General features: G+C 70.8%; 15 protein-coding genes. 9 read left to right on the top strand and 6 right to left on the bottom strand.

From position 1 onward, the window contains the following. The first annotated feature begins 79 nt into the window (after window positions 1–79). The gene (locus KME77_RS15210) at window positions 80–463 is read left to right on the top strand and encodes a sigma factor (RefSeq protein ID WP_219467391.1); all 384 of its coding nucleotides are present in this window, start codon (window positions 80–82) and stop codon (window positions 461–463) included. Further along, entirely contained in the window at window positions 460–1548 is a 1089-nt protein-coding gene (locus KME77_RS15205; RefSeq protein WP_219467387.1) for a hypothetical protein, read from the top strand. Before KME77_RS15210 ends, KME77_RS15205 begins: the two co-directional genes overlap by 4 nt. A 106-nt stretch (window positions 1549–1654) precedes the next feature. Here KME77_RS15205 and KME77_RS15200 read toward each other — a convergent pair whose 3' ends face one another. Then, window positions 1655–2104, bottom strand: coding sequence for a carboxymuconolactone decarboxylase family protein (locus KME77_RS15200; RefSeq protein WP_219467384.1), 450 nt, complete (start codon window positions 2102–2104; stop codon window positions 1655–1657). A gap of 84 nt (window positions 2105–2188) precedes the next feature. Between KME77_RS15200 and KME77_RS15195 the strand changes: the two genes are divergently transcribed. The 5 genes from KME77_RS15195 to KME77_RS15175 all read left to right on the top strand — a co-directional run bounded on the left by KME77_RS15195 (window position 2189) and on the right by KME77_RS15175 (window position 7747). Continuing rightward, on the top strand, window positions 2189–3085 hold the full coding sequence (locus KME77_RS15195) for a sigma-70 family RNA polymerase sigma factor (RefSeq protein ID WP_219467381.1): 897 nt from the start codon (window positions 2189–2191) through the stop codon (window positions 3083–3085). A 234-nt stretch (window positions 3086–3319) separates the two neighbouring features. After that, window positions 3320–4441 (top strand): sugar ABC transporter substrate-binding protein, encoded by a 1122-nt coding sequence (locus KME77_RS15190; protein WP_219467379.1) that lies wholly within the window; start codon window positions 3320–3322, stop codon window positions 4439–4441. A gap of 53 nt (window positions 4442–4494) precedes the next feature. After that, window positions 4495–5247 (top strand): ATP-binding cassette domain-containing protein, encoded by a 753-nt coding sequence (locus KME77_RS15185; protein ID WP_219467376.1) that lies wholly within the window; start codon window positions 4495–4497, stop codon window positions 5245–5247. Next, window positions 5244–6506 carry a sugar ABC transporter permease gene (locus KME77_RS15180; RefSeq protein WP_219467373.1) on the top strand — a complete coding sequence of 421 codons (1263 nt, stop codon included), beginning with the start codon at window positions 5244–5246 and terminating at the stop codon, window positions 6504–6506. Before KME77_RS15185 ends, KME77_RS15180 begins: the two co-directional genes overlap by 4 nt. Window positions 6507–6541: 35 nt before the next feature. After that, window positions 6542–7747: an ROK family transcriptional regulator gene (locus KME77_RS15175; RefSeq protein WP_219467371.1), complete on the top strand. Its 1206-nt coding sequence runs from the start codon at window positions 6542–6544 to the stop codon at window positions 7745–7747. A gap of 19 nt (window positions 7748–7766) precedes the next feature. Here KME77_RS15175 and KME77_RS15170 read toward each other — a convergent pair whose 3' ends face one another. Beyond that, window positions 7767–8567, bottom strand: coding sequence for a neutral zinc metallopeptidase (locus KME77_RS15170; RefSeq protein ID WP_219467369.1), 801 nt, complete (start codon window positions 8565–8567; stop codon window positions 7767–7769). A 138-nt stretch (window positions 8568–8705) separates the two neighbouring features. Next, the gene (locus tag KME77_RS15165; RefSeq protein ID WP_219467368.1) at window positions 8706–9554 is read right to left on the bottom strand and encodes a neutral zinc metallopeptidase; all 849 of its coding nucleotides are present in this window, start codon (window positions 9552–9554) and stop codon (window positions 8706–8708) included. Window positions 9555–9700: 146 nt separating this feature from the next. Here KME77_RS15165 and dxs point away from each other — a divergent pair, with 146 nt between their 5' ends. Together dxs and KME77_RS15155 are read left to right on the top strand one after the other, a co-directional pair. Continuing rightward, window positions 9701–11575, top strand: a complete 1875-nt coding sequence (dxs, locus tag KME77_RS15160) for a 1-deoxy-D-xylulose-5-phosphate synthase (RefSeq protein ID WP_219467396.1) — start codon at window positions 9701–9703, stop codon at window positions 11573–11575. A 106-nt stretch (window positions 11576–11681) separates the two neighbouring features. Continuing rightward, window positions 11682–13142: an amino acid permease gene (locus KME77_RS15155; RefSeq protein WP_308250708.1), complete on the top strand. Its 1461-nt coding sequence runs from the start codon at window positions 11682–11684 to the stop codon at window positions 13140–13142. 47 nt (window positions 13143–13189) lie between these two features. Here KME77_RS15155 and KME77_RS15150 read toward each other — a convergent pair whose 3' ends face one another. The 3 genes from KME77_RS15150 to KME77_RS15140 all read right to left on the bottom strand — a co-directional run bounded on the left by KME77_RS15150 (window position 13190) and on the right by KME77_RS15140 (window position 16896). Then, a complete protein-coding gene (locus KME77_RS15150; RefSeq protein WP_219467361.1) occupies window positions 13190–13570 on the bottom strand; it encodes an SSI family serine proteinase inhibitor in 381 nt (126 codons plus the stop codon). Between the two features lie 78 nt (window positions 13571–13648). Continuing rightward, window positions 13649–15736, bottom strand: coding sequence for a 3-hydroxyacyl-CoA dehydrogenase NAD-binding domain-containing protein (locus KME77_RS15145; RefSeq protein WP_219467359.1), 2088 nt, complete (start codon window positions 15734–15736; stop codon window positions 13649–13651). Continuing rightward, window positions 15733–16896, bottom strand: coding sequence for a thiolase family protein (locus tag KME77_RS15140; protein ID WP_219467393.1), 1164 nt, complete (start codon window positions 16894–16896; stop codon window positions 15733–15735). The genes KME77_RS15145 and KME77_RS15140 overlap by 4 nt, the downstream gene beginning before the upstream one ends. Window positions 16897–17097: the final 201 nt, after the last annotated feature.

Here is a 17097-nt window from a genome sequence, read left to right as displayed (position 1 = left end):
ACCCGCCGAATCCGGTGGGTCAGGCGGCACAACCTTTTGTCACACAGGTCGCGTTGGTAACGGGCGAGAGGAGATCACATTGGACCGTCACGACGGCTTCCGTGAGTTCGTGCTCGCCCGCCAGCAAGCCCTGATGCGGACCGCATACCTGCTCACCGGGGACGCGCACCAAGCCGAGGACCTGCTGCAGAGCGTCCTGGTCAACGTCGTGGGCCACTGGTCCAGGCTGGCCAAGGACGGCAGCCCGGAGGCCTACACCCGCAAGGCCATGGTCAACCAGTACATCTCCTGGAGGCGCAGGGCGCGCCCCGAGGTGCCCAGCGCCGACCCGCCCGAGCGGGGCGTCTCGTACGACGGAGCCGCGCTGGACCGGATCGTGCTGCGCCAGGCGCTGGCCAACCTGCGCGAGGCCGCCCCCGAGCTGGTGCATCTGCTGAACGACCTGGAGGAGGTGGCCCGATGACACGACTGCGCGAGGCCCTGGGGGACATCGCCGAGGAGGCTCCGCTGGTCAGCCTCGCCGACGCGGCCATCGCCGGCCACCGGCGCAGGCGGCGGACCGTGGTGGCGACGGCCGTCGTCGCGGTGCTGTGCCTGACGGCGGCGGCGTTCGCGATGCCGTGGCCGCGCGGCGCCCGGCCGGCCACGCAGCAGAGCCAGGAGAGCGTGCCCGACCTGCCCGAGGGCCAGGTGGGGGCGATCAGCGAGGCGTACATGACCGACTGCGCGTTCGTCGAGGGGAAGAGCGACTGCGACGCGGCCGAGTGGCGGGTGGTCACCCGGGCCGGCGCCACGTACCGGGTGCCGCAGGCGCTCGCGCGCACCGCCAAGGAGTGGCCGGCGCCCGTCGCGATCAGCCGGGACGGCCGCATGCTGGCCTACTACAGCCGCGACGCCCAGGCACACGTGGTGCGTGACCTGGTCAGCGGCGCTGTGACGACCTCGCCGGTCATCGTCGAGGAGGAGCGGATCGGCATCGGGTCCATGCTGGTGCTCTCCGACGACGGCCGGTACGTCGTCTTCGACCCCCGCGAGGGCAGCAAGGACCCCGCGACGCTGATCGACGTGCGCACGGGCAGGACACGATCCATCGACGGCAGGTACGAGGCGGTCAGCGTCAAGGGCGGCCTCGTCGAGCTCATCCGCTACCGCAAGACCGACATGTGGCTGATGCCGGTCACCGGCGGAGGCAAGCCGGTGCGTTTCGACGGGGCGTTCATCATGTTCAGCGAAGTGGCGCCGGACGGTCGTACGGTGGCCGCCGTCGAGCATCCGGAGCTCAAGAAAGGCATCCTGACCCTGCTGGACGTCAAGACCGGCAGGACCCTGCGCAAGGTGCTCGTGCGTGGCCTGCCGGACGCCCGTGGCGGCATCGCCGGCACCACGCTCTGGCGCAGCCCGTCCGAGGTCACGATCCTGTACCGGGGCATGGGGGGTACGCGGGCCTACACGGTCGACGTCACCACCGGGCGGATCGAGGTCGTGGAGGTGTACAAGGGCGGCATGCGGATGCAGGGCTTGGCCCATCCCGGGGCCGCGAGCGTCTGACACACCGGGCGCGAGCGTCCGACCCCACCGGGACGGACGTGGCGCAGCCGTCACACCGGCGGCTGCGCCGTCCGAAAACATCGGATGTATCGGCGTCCGTCCAGGTTCACCAGGTCTTGCCAGCCTGCTCCCGGATCGTGTGGTTGATCCGGTTGAAGAAGTTCGTCATCGCGATGTTCAGCACGATCGCCGACAACTGCTTCTCGTCGAAGTGGGCGGCGGCCTCGTCCCAGATCTGGTCGCTCACCCCCGGCGCCCCGTCCTGGATCCGGGTGGCGGCCTCGGTCAGCGCGAGCGCGGCCCGCTCCGCCGGGGTGAAGAAGGGCGTCTCGCGCCACGCGACCACGCTGTGCAGCCGCTCGTCGCTCTCGCCGTGCCGCCTGGCCGAGGCCACGCCCGCGAACACGCACGGGCTGCAGCCGTTGATCTGGCTGGCCCGCAGGTGGACCAGCTCCTGCACGAGCGGGTCCACACCGCCGGAGTGCACGGCCTTGTAGAGGCCCTGGATCGCGGCCGTCACGTCGGCACTCGCCGGGGTCTGTATGCGTGCTTCCATGGGTCTTCGCTCCCTCATCGGTTACCTGCGCCCCTCGGGGCCCGTCATCACCCATGACGGAGCGGATCCGAGGAAGGTAACAACATGTCCGACACCACCCCCGAGGACCCGGCGGCGGCCTCGGTGGCCGAGACGTTCGAGGCCGAGCGCGACCGGCTGCGCGCGGTCGCCTACCGCATGCTCGGATCGCACGCCGACGCCGAGGACGTGGTGCAGGAGGCCTGGCTGCGGCTCTCCCGCCAGGACGCGGCGACCATCCACAACTTCGCCGGCTGGCTGACCACGGTGGTCGGCCGGATCAGCCTCGACGTCCTGCGCTCGCGCCGGGCCCGCCCCGAGGACTCCTACGACGACGGGCTGCCCGAGCTGGTGGTGACGTTCGGCGACGGCCCCGCGCCGGAGGACGACGTGGCGCTCGCCGACTCGGTCGGGCTCGCCCTCCTGGTCGTCCTGGACTCGCTCGGGCCGGACGAGCGGCTGGCGTTCGTGCTGCACGACCTGTTCGCGGTGCCGTTCGGCGAGATCGGCCAGATCCTGGGCAAGTCCACCGACGCCGCGAAGATGCTCGCCAGCCGGGCCCGCAGGAAGGTGCGCTCCCCCCGGCCGGAGCCGGGGGAGGCCGCGCGGCGGGAGCAGCGTGAGGTGGTCCGGGCCTTCCTGGCGGCGGCCCGCCTCGGCGACTTCGAGGCCCTGCTGCGCGTGCTCGACCCCGAGGTGCGGATGACCGTCGACATTCCCGGCGACGTGGTGGTGGTGCTCGGCGCCACCGAGGTCGCCGGCCGCTCGCGGATCGCCTCCGGCGCCTCCGGTCTGGCCCGGGAGGTGCTGGTCAACGGCCTGCCCGGGCTCGTCGCCTGGCGCGCGGACGGCACGCCGCTCTCGCTGCTGGCCTTCACCGTCGCCGACGGTCGCGTCGCCGGCATCGCGGCGCTGGCCGACCCGGCCCGGCTGGCGGCGATGGAACTGCCCGACCCTGTGTGAGAAAGCGCCGCGTGAGCGAGCGGCCGTCACTTGACAACCGCATCCCCGGCTGGAGCGGCGTTTCGGTGTCCGGAGGGGTGCGTACGGTGAACCCCCGATGTCAGGCGCGTTTCTAGATTGTTATCCGGAACAACAAACTCCCCCCTCCGGAGGTCTTCCAAAGCAGGCTGTACGGGAATACGTTGCCGCAAACAACATTCATCCGGGCCCCTCCGGAAGAAAGGACCCTGCACCATGCGCAAGGGGATCCTCAGCCTGACCGCCTCGGCTGCCGCTCTAGCCCTCGGTCTCACCGCCTGCGGGAGCGACAGCGGTCCGACCACCGGTTCCACGTCTTCCGCTTCCGCGTCGGCCTCCGCCTCGCAGAAGGCCGGCAAGATCGGCGTCATCCTGCCCGACAGCAAGTCCTCGGCCCGTTGGGAGACGGCGGACCGCAAGTACCTCGAAGAGGCGTTCAAGGCCGCTGGAGTCGAGTACGACATCCAGAACGCCCAGAACGACAAGACCGCGTTCCAGACCATCGCCGACCAGATGATCACCAACGGCGCGACCGTGCTGATGATCGTCAACCTGGACAGCGGCACCGGCAAGACCGTCATCGACAAGGCCAAGTCCCAGGGCGTGGCCACGATCGACTACGACCGGCTCACGCTGAACGGCGGCGCCGCCTACTACGTCAGCTTCGACAACACCAAGGTCGGCACCCTGCAGGGTGAGGGCCTGGTGAAGTGCCTGACCGACAAGAAGGCGGAGAAGCCGATCGTCGCCGAGCTCAACGGCTCGCCGACCGACAACAACGCGACCCTCTTCAAGGAGGGTTACGACGGCGTGCTCAAGCCCAAGTACGACGCCGGCGACTACGTCAAGGGCCCCGACCAGTCCGTGCCCGACTGGGACAACACCCAGGCCGGCACGATCTTCGAGCAGATGCTGACCAGCCAGCCGAAGATCGCCGGAGTCCTGGCCGCCAACGACGGCCTCGGCAACGCCGCCATCACCGTGCTGAAGAAGAACAACCTCAACGGCAAGGTTCCGGTGACCGGCCAGGACGCCACCGTCCAGGGCCTGCAGAACATCCTGAACGGCGACCAGTGCATGACCGTGTACAAGGCCGTCAAGAAGGAGGCCGAGGCGGGCGCCAAGCTCGCGGTCGCGCTGGCCAAGGGTGAGAAGCCCACGGCGAGCGGCAAGGTCACCGACCCGGAGAGCAAGCAGGACGTGCCCGCGGAGCTCCTGGACCCGCAGCCGATCTACCTCGAGAACGTCAAGGACGTCGTGGCGGACGGCTACGTGACCAAGGAAGAGCTCTGCACCGGCGACTTCGCCGCCAAGTGCACCGAAGCCGGAATCCAGTAAGAAACGGACCAGGGTACGGCCCCCCGAGCGGGGGCCGTACCTGAGGGAGCCCCATGACACCCCTGCTCGAAGTGCGCGGGATAGACAAGAGCTTCGGCCCCGTACAGGTCCTGCACGACGTCGCGTTCTCCGCCTACGCCGGCGAGGTGACCGCCCTGGTGGGCGACAACGGCGCGGGCAAGTCCACGCTGGTCAAGTGCATCGGCGGCATCTATCCCATCGACGGCGGCGACATCGTCTTCGACGGCAAGCCGGTCATCGTGCACGGGCCCCGCGACGCCGGCGAGCTCGGCATCGAGATCGTCTACCAGGATCTCGCCCTCTGCGACAACCTCGACATCGTCCAGAACATGTTCCTCGGCAGGGAACGCCGCAGCGGCCTCGTCCTGGACGAGGACTCCATGGAGGAGCTGGCCGCGCAGACCCTCGACGGCCTGTCCGTGCGGACGGTGAAGTCCATCAGGCAGCAGGTGTCCAGCCTGTCCGGCGGCCAGCGGCAGACGGTGGCCATCGCCAAGGCCGTCCTGTGGAACAGCAAGGTCGTCATCCTCGACGAGCCGACGGCGGCGCTGGGCGTGGCCCAGACCGCGCAGGTGCTGGAGCTGGTGCGGCGGCTGGCCGACACCGGCCTGGCCGTCGTGCTCATCTCGCACAACATGAACGACGTGTTCGCCGTCTCCGACCGGATCGCGGCGCTCTACCTCGGCAGGATGGCCGCCCAGGTCAAGACCGCCGACGTGACGCACGCGCAGGTCGTGGAACTGATCACATCCGGCCGCAGCGGAGACCTGGGGATCGCGCAATGAACAAGGTCAAGGAACTGCCCGGCGAGGCGATCGTCACCGCGACGCAGTCGCCGTCGATCGCCAACAGCGTCCACGCCTACATCGAGCGGGTGCGCGGCGGCGACATGGGCGCGCTGCCGGCCGTGCTCGGCCTGGTCGTGCTCTGCGCGGTCTTCGCCATCGCCCGCCCGGCCTTCATGACGTCCATCAACGTCGCCAACCTGTTCACCCAGGGCGCCGCCGTCACGGTGATCGCCATGGGCCTGGTGTTCGTGCTGCTGCTCGGCGAGATCGACCTGTCGGCCGGGTTCGCCAGCGGCGTGTGCGCGGCGGTGCTCGCCGTCACGCTCACCAACATGGGCCTGCCCTGGTACGTGTGCGTGGTGGCGGCGATCCTCACCGGCGTGGTCATCGGCACCGTGCTCGGCACGCTGGTGGCGAAGGTCGGCATCCCGTCCTTCGTGGTCACACTGGCGGCCTTCCTCGCCTTCCAGGGCCTGGTCCTGGTGCTGGTGAGGGAGGGCACGAACATCTCGATCCGCGACGACGTCGTCAACGCCGTCGCCAACAAGAACCTGCCGGTCTGGCTCGGCTGGGCGCTGTACGCCGCGTGCGTGGCGATCTACGCCGGCCTCCAGCTCTTCCGGGCCAGGAAGCGGTCCGCGCGCGGCCTGGTGGCCGACCCGCTCTCGCTGATCGCCGCCCGCGTGGGCGCGCTGGCGGTCGTCGCCGGCCTCCTGGTGTACGTGCTCAACCTTGAGCGCTCGCGCAACCCGGCGCTCAGCTCGCTCATGGGCGTGCCGATCGTGGTGCCCGTCATCCTCGTGCTGCTGGTCATCTGGACGTTCGTGCTGCGCCGCACCGCGTTCGGCCGGCACATCTACGCGGTCGGCGGCAACACCGAGGCGGCCCGCAGGGCCGGCATCGGCGTGGACAGGATCAGGATCGCCGCGTTCGTCATCTGCTCCTCGATGGCCGCGGTCGGCGGCATCATCGCCGCCTCCAGGGCCAGTTCGGTCGACCCCAACACCGGCGGCAGCTCCGTGCTGCTGTACGCCGTCGGGGCCGCCGTCATCGGCGGCACCAGCCTGTTCGGCGGCAAGGGGCGGGTGCTCGACGCCGTTCTCGGCGGCGCCGTCGTCGCGGTGATCGAGAACGGCATGGGCCTGATGGGGTACGGTGCCAGCGTCAAATACCTGGTCACCGGGTTCGTCCTGCTGCTGGCGGCGGGGGTTGACGCGCTGGCGCGCAAGCGGGCGGCTGCCGCTGGTCTAAGGTGATCAGCGACTCCCACCCCTTCAAGGAAACCCAGACGATGCGAGCCGGTCCCTCGCAGGAGGACATCAGGCGTCACAACCTCGGCGCCCTCCTGCGGCACGTCCACCTGGGCGGGCCGATCTCGCGCGCCGAGCTGACGGCGAAGATGGGACTCAACCGCAGTACGATCATGGCGCTGACCTCCGACCTCACCGCCGCCGGGCTGGTGCGCGAGGAGCTGCCGCGGGAGACGGGCCGCGCGGGCCGTCCCTCGCTCGTGGTGCGGCCCGAGTCTGCCCGGGTGTACGTGTTCGCCTTCGACGTGGGCCCCGACCGGCTGGCCGTCGCCCGGGTGGGGCTGGGCGGGGTGATCCTCGACCGGCGCGAGGCCGTACGCCGGCGCGGCCCGTTCGCGCTGGAGGAGCTGGCCGGGATGCTGGCCGGGTTCGCCCGGCAGATGCGCCGCAAGACCAGGGACGACACGGTGTGCGTCGGCGCGGCGGCGGCGGTCTCCGGCGGGGTGCGCAAGGGCGACGGCGTGATCAGGTTCGGCCCCAACCTGAACGCCGACGAGGTGCCGTTCGGCGAGGAGCTGGGCCGCAGGCTCGGCCTGGGCTTACCCGTCAGCGTCGGCAACGACGCCAACCTGGCGGCGCTCGCCGAGCACAGCCGCGGCACCGCGGCGGCCGTCAGGGACCTCATCTACCTGCACGGCGACGTGGGCATCGGCGGCGGGATCATCGCCGGCGGCCACCTGGTGGGCGGGCACGACGGCTACGGCGGCGAGGTCGGCCACATGGTGGTCAACCCCGGCGGCCGGGCCTGCGGCTGCGGCTCCCACGGCTGCCTGGAGGCGGAGGTGGGGGAGCGCGCCGTGCTGGACGCGGCCGGCCGGGTGGGCGGCGACCAGCAGGGCAGAGAGGCCGTGCGCGCGGTGGTCGACGCCGCCGACAGGGGCGACATCGTCGCGCAGAAGGCGCTCAAGCGGGTCGGCGACTGGCTCGGCCTCGGGGTGGCGAACCTGGTCAATATCTTCAACCCGGAGATGGTGATCTTCGGCGGCACGCTGCGCGACATCTACCTCGGCTCGGCCGCCCAGGTCCGCACCCGGCTGGCGCTGCACGCGATGGCGCCGCAGCGCGAGCGGCTGCGGCTGCGCACCTCGTCGCTGGCCGACGACGCGACGCTCGTGGGCGCGGCCGAGCTGGCCTTCGCCCACGTGCTGTCGGACCCCTTGGAGGTGCTGGCCAGGGCCAGCGGCTAGGACCGCCGGCCCCGGCCGGTCAGGACACCCGGCCGCGCGGCGCGGTCCAGGTGTTGCAGAAACGGGCCGAACCGCCGGTGTAGCCGCGGTTCTGCCAGTAGGCGAGGTTGCGCGGCTTGCCGTGGACCTTGCTCTCCCCGGCCCTGCTGACGGCGTCGATCCACTGGTCCCAGGTGATGCCGGGGTCGATGGAGTCGAGCGTGGAGCTGTAGAAGACGCCGGCGAAGCACTCGGCCTGCATCTCCAGGCGGTGGCTGAGGATGGAGCGCGCGCTGCCCCCCGACCGCCAGTAGAGCCTGTTCTGCTCGTCCAGCATGCCGCTGAGCTGCTGCACGTGGTGGCCCCACTCGTGGGCGATCGAGTGCGCGATGTTCATGCGGAACGGGTCCTGGAGGTCCCGCTTCATGATCCGGATGGCGATCGTGCGCTGCGCCGGGCAGTACTGGGCGCCGTTGCTGGTGATCTTCCCGCAGACCGAGTTGCTGCCGGTCGTGATGGCGATCCTCGGCGGGCTGTAGCGCATGCCCGCGGCCCTGAACCTGGTGGCCCAGAACGTGTTGGCGCATCTGGCCATCGCCCGGTGGAAGGTCTTGAGCGAGGCGGCGCTGCCGGTGCGGATCGAGGGGATCGAGCACGACTGCGCCGACGGGGTGCCGGAACGGTAGATCTTGTTCTTGGCCAGGACGGCCGGTGGCGCGGCCTGGGTGTCCCGCGCGGCCTGGGTGTCCCGCGCGACCGTGGTCTCCGCGTTGGCCGCCGTACCCGACAGGGCCAGACCCACGACCATGCCGACAGATGCGGCGATAAGGGGTATACGCACGATCGCGGATACTAGACCACTGCGTAGGGGCTTGTCGGCGAGTCCTGTGGTTTGTCCGGAAAGCGCAATACATGGCCGAATAATGTGAAACGGCCGCGCCCCCAGGTGGGGCACGGCCGCGTCACTTCACGTGATCGGTCAGGCGACGGTACGCGACGGGGCGGCCCAGGTGTTGCAGGAGCCGGGCTGCGCCGAGCCGTAACCGCGGTTCATCCAGTACGCCTGGGACGGGCCCTTGCCGTGGTCGTTCTGCGGCCAGCCCTTGGCGCCGTTCTTGCGGAACCAGTCGACGGTGTAGTCCCACTCACCCGAGTCCACGGGCAGCGTGTTGGTGACCGTGCGCATGAACACCGAGGAGAAGCACTCGGCCTGCAGCTCGGAGCGGCGCGACAGCGCGAGCTGGCCGGAGCGGCCGCTGGAGTTCCTGGCGGCCCAGTAGTAGTTCCAGATGCCGGACATGTTCTGGACGTGGTGACCGTACTCGTGCGCCATCAGGCGGGTGATGCCGAGCGCGAACGGCTGGCGCAGCTGGGTACGGGTGATCAGCATGTACATCGTGCGGTCGGTCGAGCAGTAGACGCCGTCGGCGCCCGAGCTCCACGGGCCGCAGGGCGTGCGGACCTTCTTGGTGATGATGCGCAGGCGCGGCTTGCTGAACGAGAGCCCTGCCTTGCGGAACTGGGAGGTCCAGGACCGGTTGAGGCAGTTCGTCACGGTCGTGAGGAAGCGCTTGTAGGCGGCGGTGCTGCCCTTGGGCAGGGTGCCGGGCGAGCAGTTGGAGCTGGCGAGGCGACCCGTCCGGTAGAGCGGGTTGTTGGTGGCCGCGGCCTTGCCCCGCGGCGGCGCGACGGTGGCGCCGGCGGCCTGGGCCGCCTGCTGGACCGACTGCTGACCTGCGGAGACCGGCTTCGCTTCCGCTGCCGCGGTGCCCGCGCCGGCGAGCGCGACGACCGCGCCGACGGCAACCAGCGACGACAGTTTCTTCATGGGGAGAGTGTTCATAGTGAGGGAAAGACTAGGTCAAGATCGGACATATGTGGGTGGAATTGACTTGATGGAGTCAGCGTGTCGCTCACGAACTAGACTCGATCCGTCAGTGCAAAGGAGCAGAGGGGATCGCATCCGTGAGCGGGTTGCTGGGCTCGGTGAAGACACCTCACGACGTCAAACGCCTGGATGCGGAGGAGCTGGCGCGGCTGGCCGGGGAGATCCGTGACCTCCTCGTCGACTCCTGCGCCAGGTTCGGCGGCCATCTCGGCCCCAACCTCGGTGTGGTGGAGCTCACGATCGCGCTGCACCGCGTCTTCGACTCGCCGAACGACCCGCTGATCTGGGACACCGGGCACCAGGCGTACGTGCACAAGCTGCTCACCGGCCGCGCCGAGGGCTTCGGCGCGCTGAAGCAGGAGGGCGGCCTGTCCGGCTACCCGAGCCAGGCCGAGTCCGAGCACGACTTCGTCGAGAACTCCCACGCCTCCACCGCGCTGTCCTACGCCGACGGCATGGCCAAGGCGTTCAAGCTGCGCGGCGAGCACGACCGCACGGTCGTCGCGGTGATCGGCGACGGCGCGCTGACCGGCGGCATGGCCTGGGAGGCGCTCAACAACATCGCCGCCAGCAAGGACCTGCCGCTCGTCATCGTCGTCAACGACAACGGCCGCTCCTACTCGCCGACCATCGGCGGGCTGGCCTCCCACCTGTCGTCGCTGCGGGTCAACCGCCGCTACGAGGACATGCTCGAGTTCGTCAAGGACAAGATCGGGAACGTTCCCGTGCTGTACGACGCGCTCCACGGCTTCAAGAAGGGCGTCAAGGACGTCCTGGCCCCGCAGGTGATGTTCGAGGACCTCGGCCTGAAGTACGTCGGCCCCATCGACGGCCACGACGAGCAGGCCATGGAGGCGGCGCTGCGCAAGGCCCGCGACTTCCGCGGCCCGGTCATCGTGCACGCCCTCACCCAGAAGGGCCGCGGCTACATGCCCGCGGAGAACCACGACGAGGACCAGTTCCACGGCCCCGGCCCGTTCGACAAGGCGACGGGCAAGGAGAAGCCCAAGCCCCGCATCTGGACCGACGTGTTCAGCGAGGAGCTGGTCAGCCTCGCCGGGCGGCGCGACGACATCGTGGCGATCACCGCGGCCATGCTCCACCCGGTCGGCCTGGCCTCCTTCGCCGCGGCCTACCCCGACCGCATCTACGACGTCGGCATCGCCGAGCAGCACGCCCTGACCAGCGCCGCCGGGCTGGCGCTGGGCGGTATGCACCCGGTCGTCGCCCTCTACGCGACCTTCCTCAACCGGGCCTTCGACCAGCTCCTGCTCGACGTGGCGCTGCACCGGCTGCCCGTCACCGTGGTGCTCGACCGCGCCGGCGTCACCGGCGACGACGGCGCCAGCCACAACGGCATGTGGGACCTGTCGATCCTGCAGGTCGTGCCGCACCTGCGGGTCGCCGTGCCGCGCGACGGCGAGCGGCTGGCCCAGCTGCTGCGCGAGGCCGTCGAGGTCTCCGACGGCCCCACCGTGCTGCGCTACCCCAAGGGCGCGCTGGCCGAGCAGGCCGAGGCGGTCGCCAGGCTGGGCACCATGGACGTGCTGCGCGACGGCGGGTCCGACGTGCTGCTGGTCGGCGTCGGCCCGATGGCGCAGGTGTGCCTGGAGGCCGCCGTCATGCTCGACGCGCAGGGCATCTCCGCCACCGTGGTCGACCCGCGCTGGGTCAAGCCGCTCGACGAGGCCCTCGTCCCGGCGGCGGCCGCGCACAAGCTGGTCGCCGTCGTCGAGGACAACGGCCGCGTGGGCGCCGTCGGCGACGCGGTGGCCCGCCTGCTGCGCGACGCCGACGTGGACGTCCCCGTACGGACCTACGGCATCCCGCAGCGCTTCCTCGACCACGCCAAGCGGGGGGCGATCCTCGGCCAGATCGGGCTGACCGGCCAGGACCTGGCCCGGCAGATCACCGAGGCGGTGGCCAAGCGCAGCGCGCACGAGGTGATCACGCCGGGCTGATCCTGCCGTCACCCCCGAGGGCACCCCCGAGGGCACCCCCGAAGTCACCCCGGCTGTCACTCCCGCGACAGGAATGATCACCGGGGGTGGGGGAAGACCGCTCGGGGTGGACATCTTTCGCACCAAGAGCGTCGAGCAGTCGCTGCGCGACACCGAGGAGCCCGAGCATCGGCTCAGGAAACGCCTGACCGCCGTCGACCTCACGGTCTTCGGCATCGGCGTCATCGTCGGCACCGGCATCTTCGTGCTGACCGGCAAGGTGGCGAAGGAGACGGCCGGTCCGGCCGTCGCCATCTCGTTCGTGGTGGCCGCCGTGGTGTGCGGGCTCGCGGCCCTGTGCTACGCCGAGTTCGCCTCCACCATCCCGGTCGCCGGGTCGGCGTACACGTTCTCGATGGCCACGCTGGGGGAGTTCCCCGCGTGGATCATCGGCTGGGACCTCATGCTGGAGATGGCGCTGGCCGGGGCGGTGGTGTCCGTCGGCTGGTCGGGCTACTTCGCCTCGCTGATGTCCTCGCTGGGCCTGGGCCTGCCCGACTGGATGGCCGGCGACGACCCGGTGATCAACATCCCCGCGATGGTCATCGTGCTGATCCTCACCGGCGTCCTGGTGGCCGGGATCAAGCTGTCGTCACGCGTCAACCTGGTCATCGTGGCCATCAAGGTGGCGGTGATCCTGCTGGTCATCGTGGCGGGGCTGTTCTTCGTCAAGGCGGCCAACTACACGCCGTTCGTCCCCGCGCCCAAGGCCACCGAGGAGGTCGGCGGGCTGGCCGCGCCGCTCATCCAGGTGCTGTTCGGCGTCACGCCCGTCGCGTACGGCGCGATCGGGATCTTCTCCGCCGCCGCGATCGTGTTCTTCGCCTTCATCGGCTTCGACATCGTCGCCACCGCCGCCGAGGAGACCGTCGAGCCGCAGCGCGACCTGCCGCGCGGCATCATCGGCTCGCTGGCCATCTGCACCGTCCTGTACGTCGCGGTGTCGCTGGTCGTGGTCGGCATGCAGCGCTACGACCAGCTCAGCGTGAAGGCGCCGCTGGCCGACGCGTTCACCGCCGTCGGGCAGTCGTGGGCGGCGACGCTGATCAGCATCGGCGCGATCGCCGGGCTGACGACCGTGGTGATGATCCTCATGCTGGGGCAGAGCCGGGTGCTGTTCGCCATGTGCCGTGACGGGCTGCTGCCGCGCGGGCTGTCGAAGGTCCACCCGAGGTTCGGCACCCCGGCCCGGCTGACGGTGATCATCGGACTGGTGACCACGGCGCTGGCCGGGTTCGTGTCGCTGGGGGCGCTGGCCGAGCTGGTGAACATCGGCACGCTCTTCGCGTTCCTGGTGGTCTCGATCGGGGTGATCGTGCTCCGGCGCACCCGGCCCGACCTGCACCGGTCCTTCCGCACGCCGATGGTGCCGGCGCTGCCGATCCTGTCGGCGCTGGCCTGCCTCTACCTGATGGTCAACCTGCCGGTCGAGACGTGGCTGCGGTTCCTGGTGTGGATGGCCCTGGGGGCGGTCCTGTACTTCGCCTACGGCTACCGTCACAGCCGCGTCGAGGCGGGAAAGCGGTGAGACCGGGGGGACGGGCGGCGCCCGTCCCCCCGGCGCCTCACAGAGGGCTACAGGGCGAAGACCGCCCCGCCCGCCGCCTTCATCTGGCAGCTGTTGAGGTAGACGTGCCCCCACTTGACGGGCTTGCCGCGCCACTTGCCCGCGACCACGACGGCGTGCGGCTGGTACTGCTTGGTGCACACCGGCCGGGACACCACCCTGAGCTTGGCCGGGTTGCCCTTGACCTTGCGCAGTAGCGCGCAGGCCGCGCGCGCCGACGGATGGGTGCCGCCGTCGCGGTCACAGGTGAGGGTGACCGCCTTGGACGGCCCCTGCTTCACCGCGACGAGGATCCGCAGGGTCGACCGGGGGGCCCGTTCGGCGAGTGCGGGGGATGCCGTGGCCAGGACGGCTCCGCACAACACGATCGTGCCGACTGCTCTCATCATGCTCTTCTCCGTTCGTAGTGCGGCGAACACGCTACGTGATCGGAGAGCGTCAGGAGGGAGAACCTCCCCAAGGTTCGGTCAAGCAGGCAGGGACGCCACCCCCGGGGCGAGGAAACGCGGCCGGGCCAGGCCCGACCTGTCCAGGTACGGGGTGATCCCGCCCAGGTGGAACGGCCAGCCGGCGCCAAGGATCATGCACAGGTCGATGTCCTGCGCCGCCGCGACCACCCCCTCGTCCAGCATGATCCGGATCTCCTCCGCCAGCGCCCGGAGCACCCGCTGCCGCACCTCGGCGGCGCTGGAGGGCGCGTCGCCGCCCGTGAACAGCTTCACCGCCTCCGGGTCCAGCGAGAAGTCCGGCCGGTACACGCCCGGCCTGCCCGCGGCGACCAGCTCGGCGAGGTTCGCCGAGACGCCGAAGCGTCCGGGGAAGGCCGCGTGCAGCGTCTCGGCCACGTGCAGGCCCACGGCCGGGCCGACGAGCTGCAGCAGCGCGAACGGCGTCATCGGCAGCCCCAGGTCGTCCAGCGCGTGCTCGGCGACCTCCAGCGGCGTGCCCTCGTCCACCGCCGCGACCACCTCGCCCATGAAGCGGGTCAGCAGCCGGTTCACCACGAACGCCGGGGCGTCCTTCACCAGCACCGCCGACTTCTTCAGCGACCGGCCGACGGCGAAGGCGGTGGCCAGCGTCGCCTCGTCGGTCGCCGGAGCCTTGACGATCTCCAGCAGCGGCATCACCGCGACCGGGTTGAAGAAGTGGAAGCCGACCAGCCGCCCGGGGTGGCGCAGGTCGGCGCCCATCTCGGCCAGCGACAGCGAGGAGGTGTTGGTGGCCAGCACGCACTCGGCCGGGACCACGGCCTCGACCTCGGCGAACACCTTCTTCTTGACCGCCATGTCCTCGAAGACGGCCTCGATGACGAAGTCGGCGTCGGCGAAGGCGTCCTTGGTCAGCGAGCCGGTCACCAGGCCCTTGAGCCGGTTGGCCTGGTCCTGGGAGAGGCGGCCCTTGCCGAGCAGCTTGTCCACCTCGGCGTGCACGTACCCGACGCCCTTGTCCAGCCTGGCCTGGTCGAGGTCGGTCAGCACGACCGGCACCTCCAGGCGGCGCGCGAACAGCAGCGCCATCTGCGAGGCCATCAGCCCCGCGCCCACCACGCCGACCTTGCCCACCTTGCGGGCCAGCCCGGCCTCCGGCGCGCCCGCGGGCCGCTTGGCGCGCCGCTGCACCAGGTCGAACGAGTAGAGCCCGGCCCGCAGCTCGTCGCCCATCAGCAGGTCGGCCAGCGCCTCGTCCTCGGCGGCGAAGCCCTCGTCGCGTGAGGTCGTCCCGGCCATGGCGATCAGGTCGAGCGCCCGGTAGGGGGCGGGGGAGGCGCCGTGCAGCTTCATGTCCAGCAGGAAGCGGGCGTCGGAGACGGCCTTCTCCCAGCCGTCGTGGTCCGCGCGCTCGACCTCGACCTCGCCCTGGAGGACGCGGGCGGCCCAGCGCAGCGACTCCTCCAGGAAGTCGGCCGGCTCGAACATCGCGTCCGCGACGCCCAGCTCGTACGCCTGGGCGCCCTTGAGCATGCGGTTCTGCGACAGCGGGTTCTCCACGATCAGCTTGATCGCCTTGGCCGGGCCGATCAGCCGCGGCAGCAGCTGCGTGCCGCCCCAGCCCGGCACCAGGCCCAGGAAGCACTCCGGCAGCGCGACCGCCGGGACGCCCGAGGAGATCGTCCGGTAGCGGCAGTGCAGCGCCACCTCCAGGCCGCCGCCCATCGCCGCGCCGTTCACGAACGCGAACGACGGGATCGGCAGCTCGCCCAGCCGGCGGAACACGTGGTGCCCCAGCCGGGCGATGGCCAGCGCCTCCTCGCGCGAGGTCACCGCCGCCGCGCCCTTGAGGTCGGCCCCGACGCCGAACACGAACGGCTTGCCCGTCACGCCCACCGCCGCCAGGTCCGTGCGGGCGGCGATCTCCGACAGCGCGCCGTTCAGCGCGAACAGGCCGTGCGGGCCGAACGTGCTGGGCTTGGTGTGGTCGAAGCCGTTGTCCAGCGTGATGAGCGCCATCGTGCCGGCGCCGCCGGGCAGCTCGACGTCGCGGACGAGCGCCTTGGTGACGATCTCGTCCTTGCTGCCGCTCTCCAGCAGCCTGCGCCAGTTGTCGAGGTTGTTCATGCCAGGTTCTCCCAGATCACGGTGCCGCCCATGCCCATGCCGACGCACATGGTGGTGATGCCGTAGCGCACGTCGGGGCGCTCGCCGAACTGCCGCGCGAGCTGCGTCATCAGCCGCACGCCCGAGGAGGCCAGCGGGTGGCCGAAGGCGATGGCGCCGCCGTACGGGTTCACCCGCGGGTCGTCGTCGGCGATGCCGAAGTGCTCCAGGAACGCCAGCACCTGCACGGCGAACGCCTCGTTGATCTCGAACAGCCCGATATCGGAAATTTCAAGATTCGCCAGGCGGAGCGCCCGCTCCGTGGACGGGATCGGGCCCACGCCCATCATCTCGGGGTCCACGCCCGCGAACGCGTACGACACCAGCCGCATCCTCGGCGACAGCCCCAGCTCGTCCGCCGTCTCCCCGGCCGCCACGACGCAGCCGGTGGCGCCGTCGTTGATGCCTGAGGAGTTGCCCGCCGTGACGTGACCGTGTGGCCTGAACGGCGTCTTGAGGCCCCGCAGCGCCTCGGTGGTGGTGCCCGGCCGCGGGGCCTCGTCCTCGACCGCCAGGCCCCAGCCCTTCTCGGCCGTCCTGATCGCCGTGGGCACCAGGTCCGGCTGGATCTTGCCGTCCGCGTACGCCTTGGCGACCTTCTCCTGCGACAGCACCGCGTACGCGTCGGCGCGCTCCTTGGTGATCGACGGGTAGCGGTCGTGCAGGTTCTCCGCCGTCATGCCCATGACCAGGGCGCTCGGGTCGACCAGGCGCTCGGACAGGAACCTCGGGTTGGGGTCCACGCCCTCACCCATCGGGTGGCGGCCCATGTGCTCGACGCCGCCGGCGATCGCCACGTCGTAGGCGCCGAACGCGATGCCGCCGGCCACGGTCGTCACGGCCGTCATAGCGCCCGCGCACATGCGGTCGATCGCGTAGCCCGGCACGGTCTTGGGCAGCCCGGCCAGCACCGCCGCCGACCGGCCGATGGTCAGGCCCTGGTCGCCGATCTGGGTGGTCGCGGCGATCGCGACCTCGTCCACGCGCTCGGGCGGCAGGCCGGGGTTGCGCCGCATCAGCTCGCGGATGACGCGGACGACCAGGTCGTCCGCTCTGGTCTCCGCGTACAGGCCCTTGGGGCCCGACCGGCCGAAAGGCGTGCGCACGCCGTCGACGAACACGACGTCACGAGAGGAAGGCACGGATTCGCTCCTCGTTGCTGGACAGCTTCCGCGCCTATGCTACTCGCCAGTAACTACTGTCTGGACTGGGGTGCCGATGAACGAGCGCGGCCTCCGACGGGATCCGCGGCCGGTGTGCCGCGCCCGTCCGGAGCGCCGCGCTCTGTCGCCGGCGCGTCCGTCCGGGGGGGTCCCCCCGGG

This window comes from Nonomuraea rhizosphaerae (assembly GCF_019396405.1).
Classification (GTDB): Bacteria; Actinomycetota; Actinomycetes; order Streptosporangiales; family Streptosporangiaceae; genus Nonomuraea; species Nonomuraea rhizosphaerae.
Note: the sequence above shows the minus strand (reverse complement) of the source record. Positions and strands in the feature narration are given on the sequence as shown.

Coding starts and splice junctions, on each gene's coding strand:
- KME77_RS15205 (WP_219467387.1), top strand. CDS start 460: ATGACACGACTGCGCGAGGCCCTGGGGGACATCGCCGAGGAGGCTCCG.
- KME77_RS15200 (WP_219467384.1), bottom strand. CDS start 2,104: ATGGAAGCACGCATACAGACCCCGGCGAGTGCCGACGTGACGGCCGCG.
- KME77_RS15195 (WP_219467381.1), top strand. CDS start 2,189: ATGTCCGACACCACCCCCGAGGACCCGGCGGCGGCCTCGGTGGCCGAG.
- KME77_RS15190 (WP_219467379.1), top strand. CDS start 3,320: ATGCGCAAGGGGATCCTCAGCCTGACCGCCTCGGCTGCCGCTCTAGCC.
- KME77_RS15185 (WP_219467376.1), top strand. CDS start 4,495: ATGACACCCCTGCTCGAAGTGCGCGGGATAGACAAGAGCTTCGGCCCC.
- KME77_RS15180 (WP_219467373.1), top strand. CDS start 5,244: ATGAACAAGGTCAAGGAACTGCCCGGCGAGGCGATCGTCACCGCGACG.
- KME77_RS15175 (WP_219467371.1), top strand. CDS start 6,542: ATGCGAGCCGGTCCCTCGCAGGAGGACATCAGGCGTCACAACCTCGGC.
- KME77_RS15165 (WP_219467368.1), bottom strand. CDS start 9,554: ATGAAGAAACTGTCGTCGCTGGTTGCCGTCGGCGCGGTCGTCGCGCTC.
- KME77_RS15150 (WP_219467361.1), bottom strand. CDS start 13,570: ATGATGAGAGCAGTCGGCACGATCGTGTTGTGCGGAGCCGTCCTGGCC.
- KME77_RS15145 (WP_219467359.1), bottom strand. CDS start 15,736: ATGAACAACCTCGACAACTGGCGCAGGCTGCTGGAGAGCGGCAGCAAG.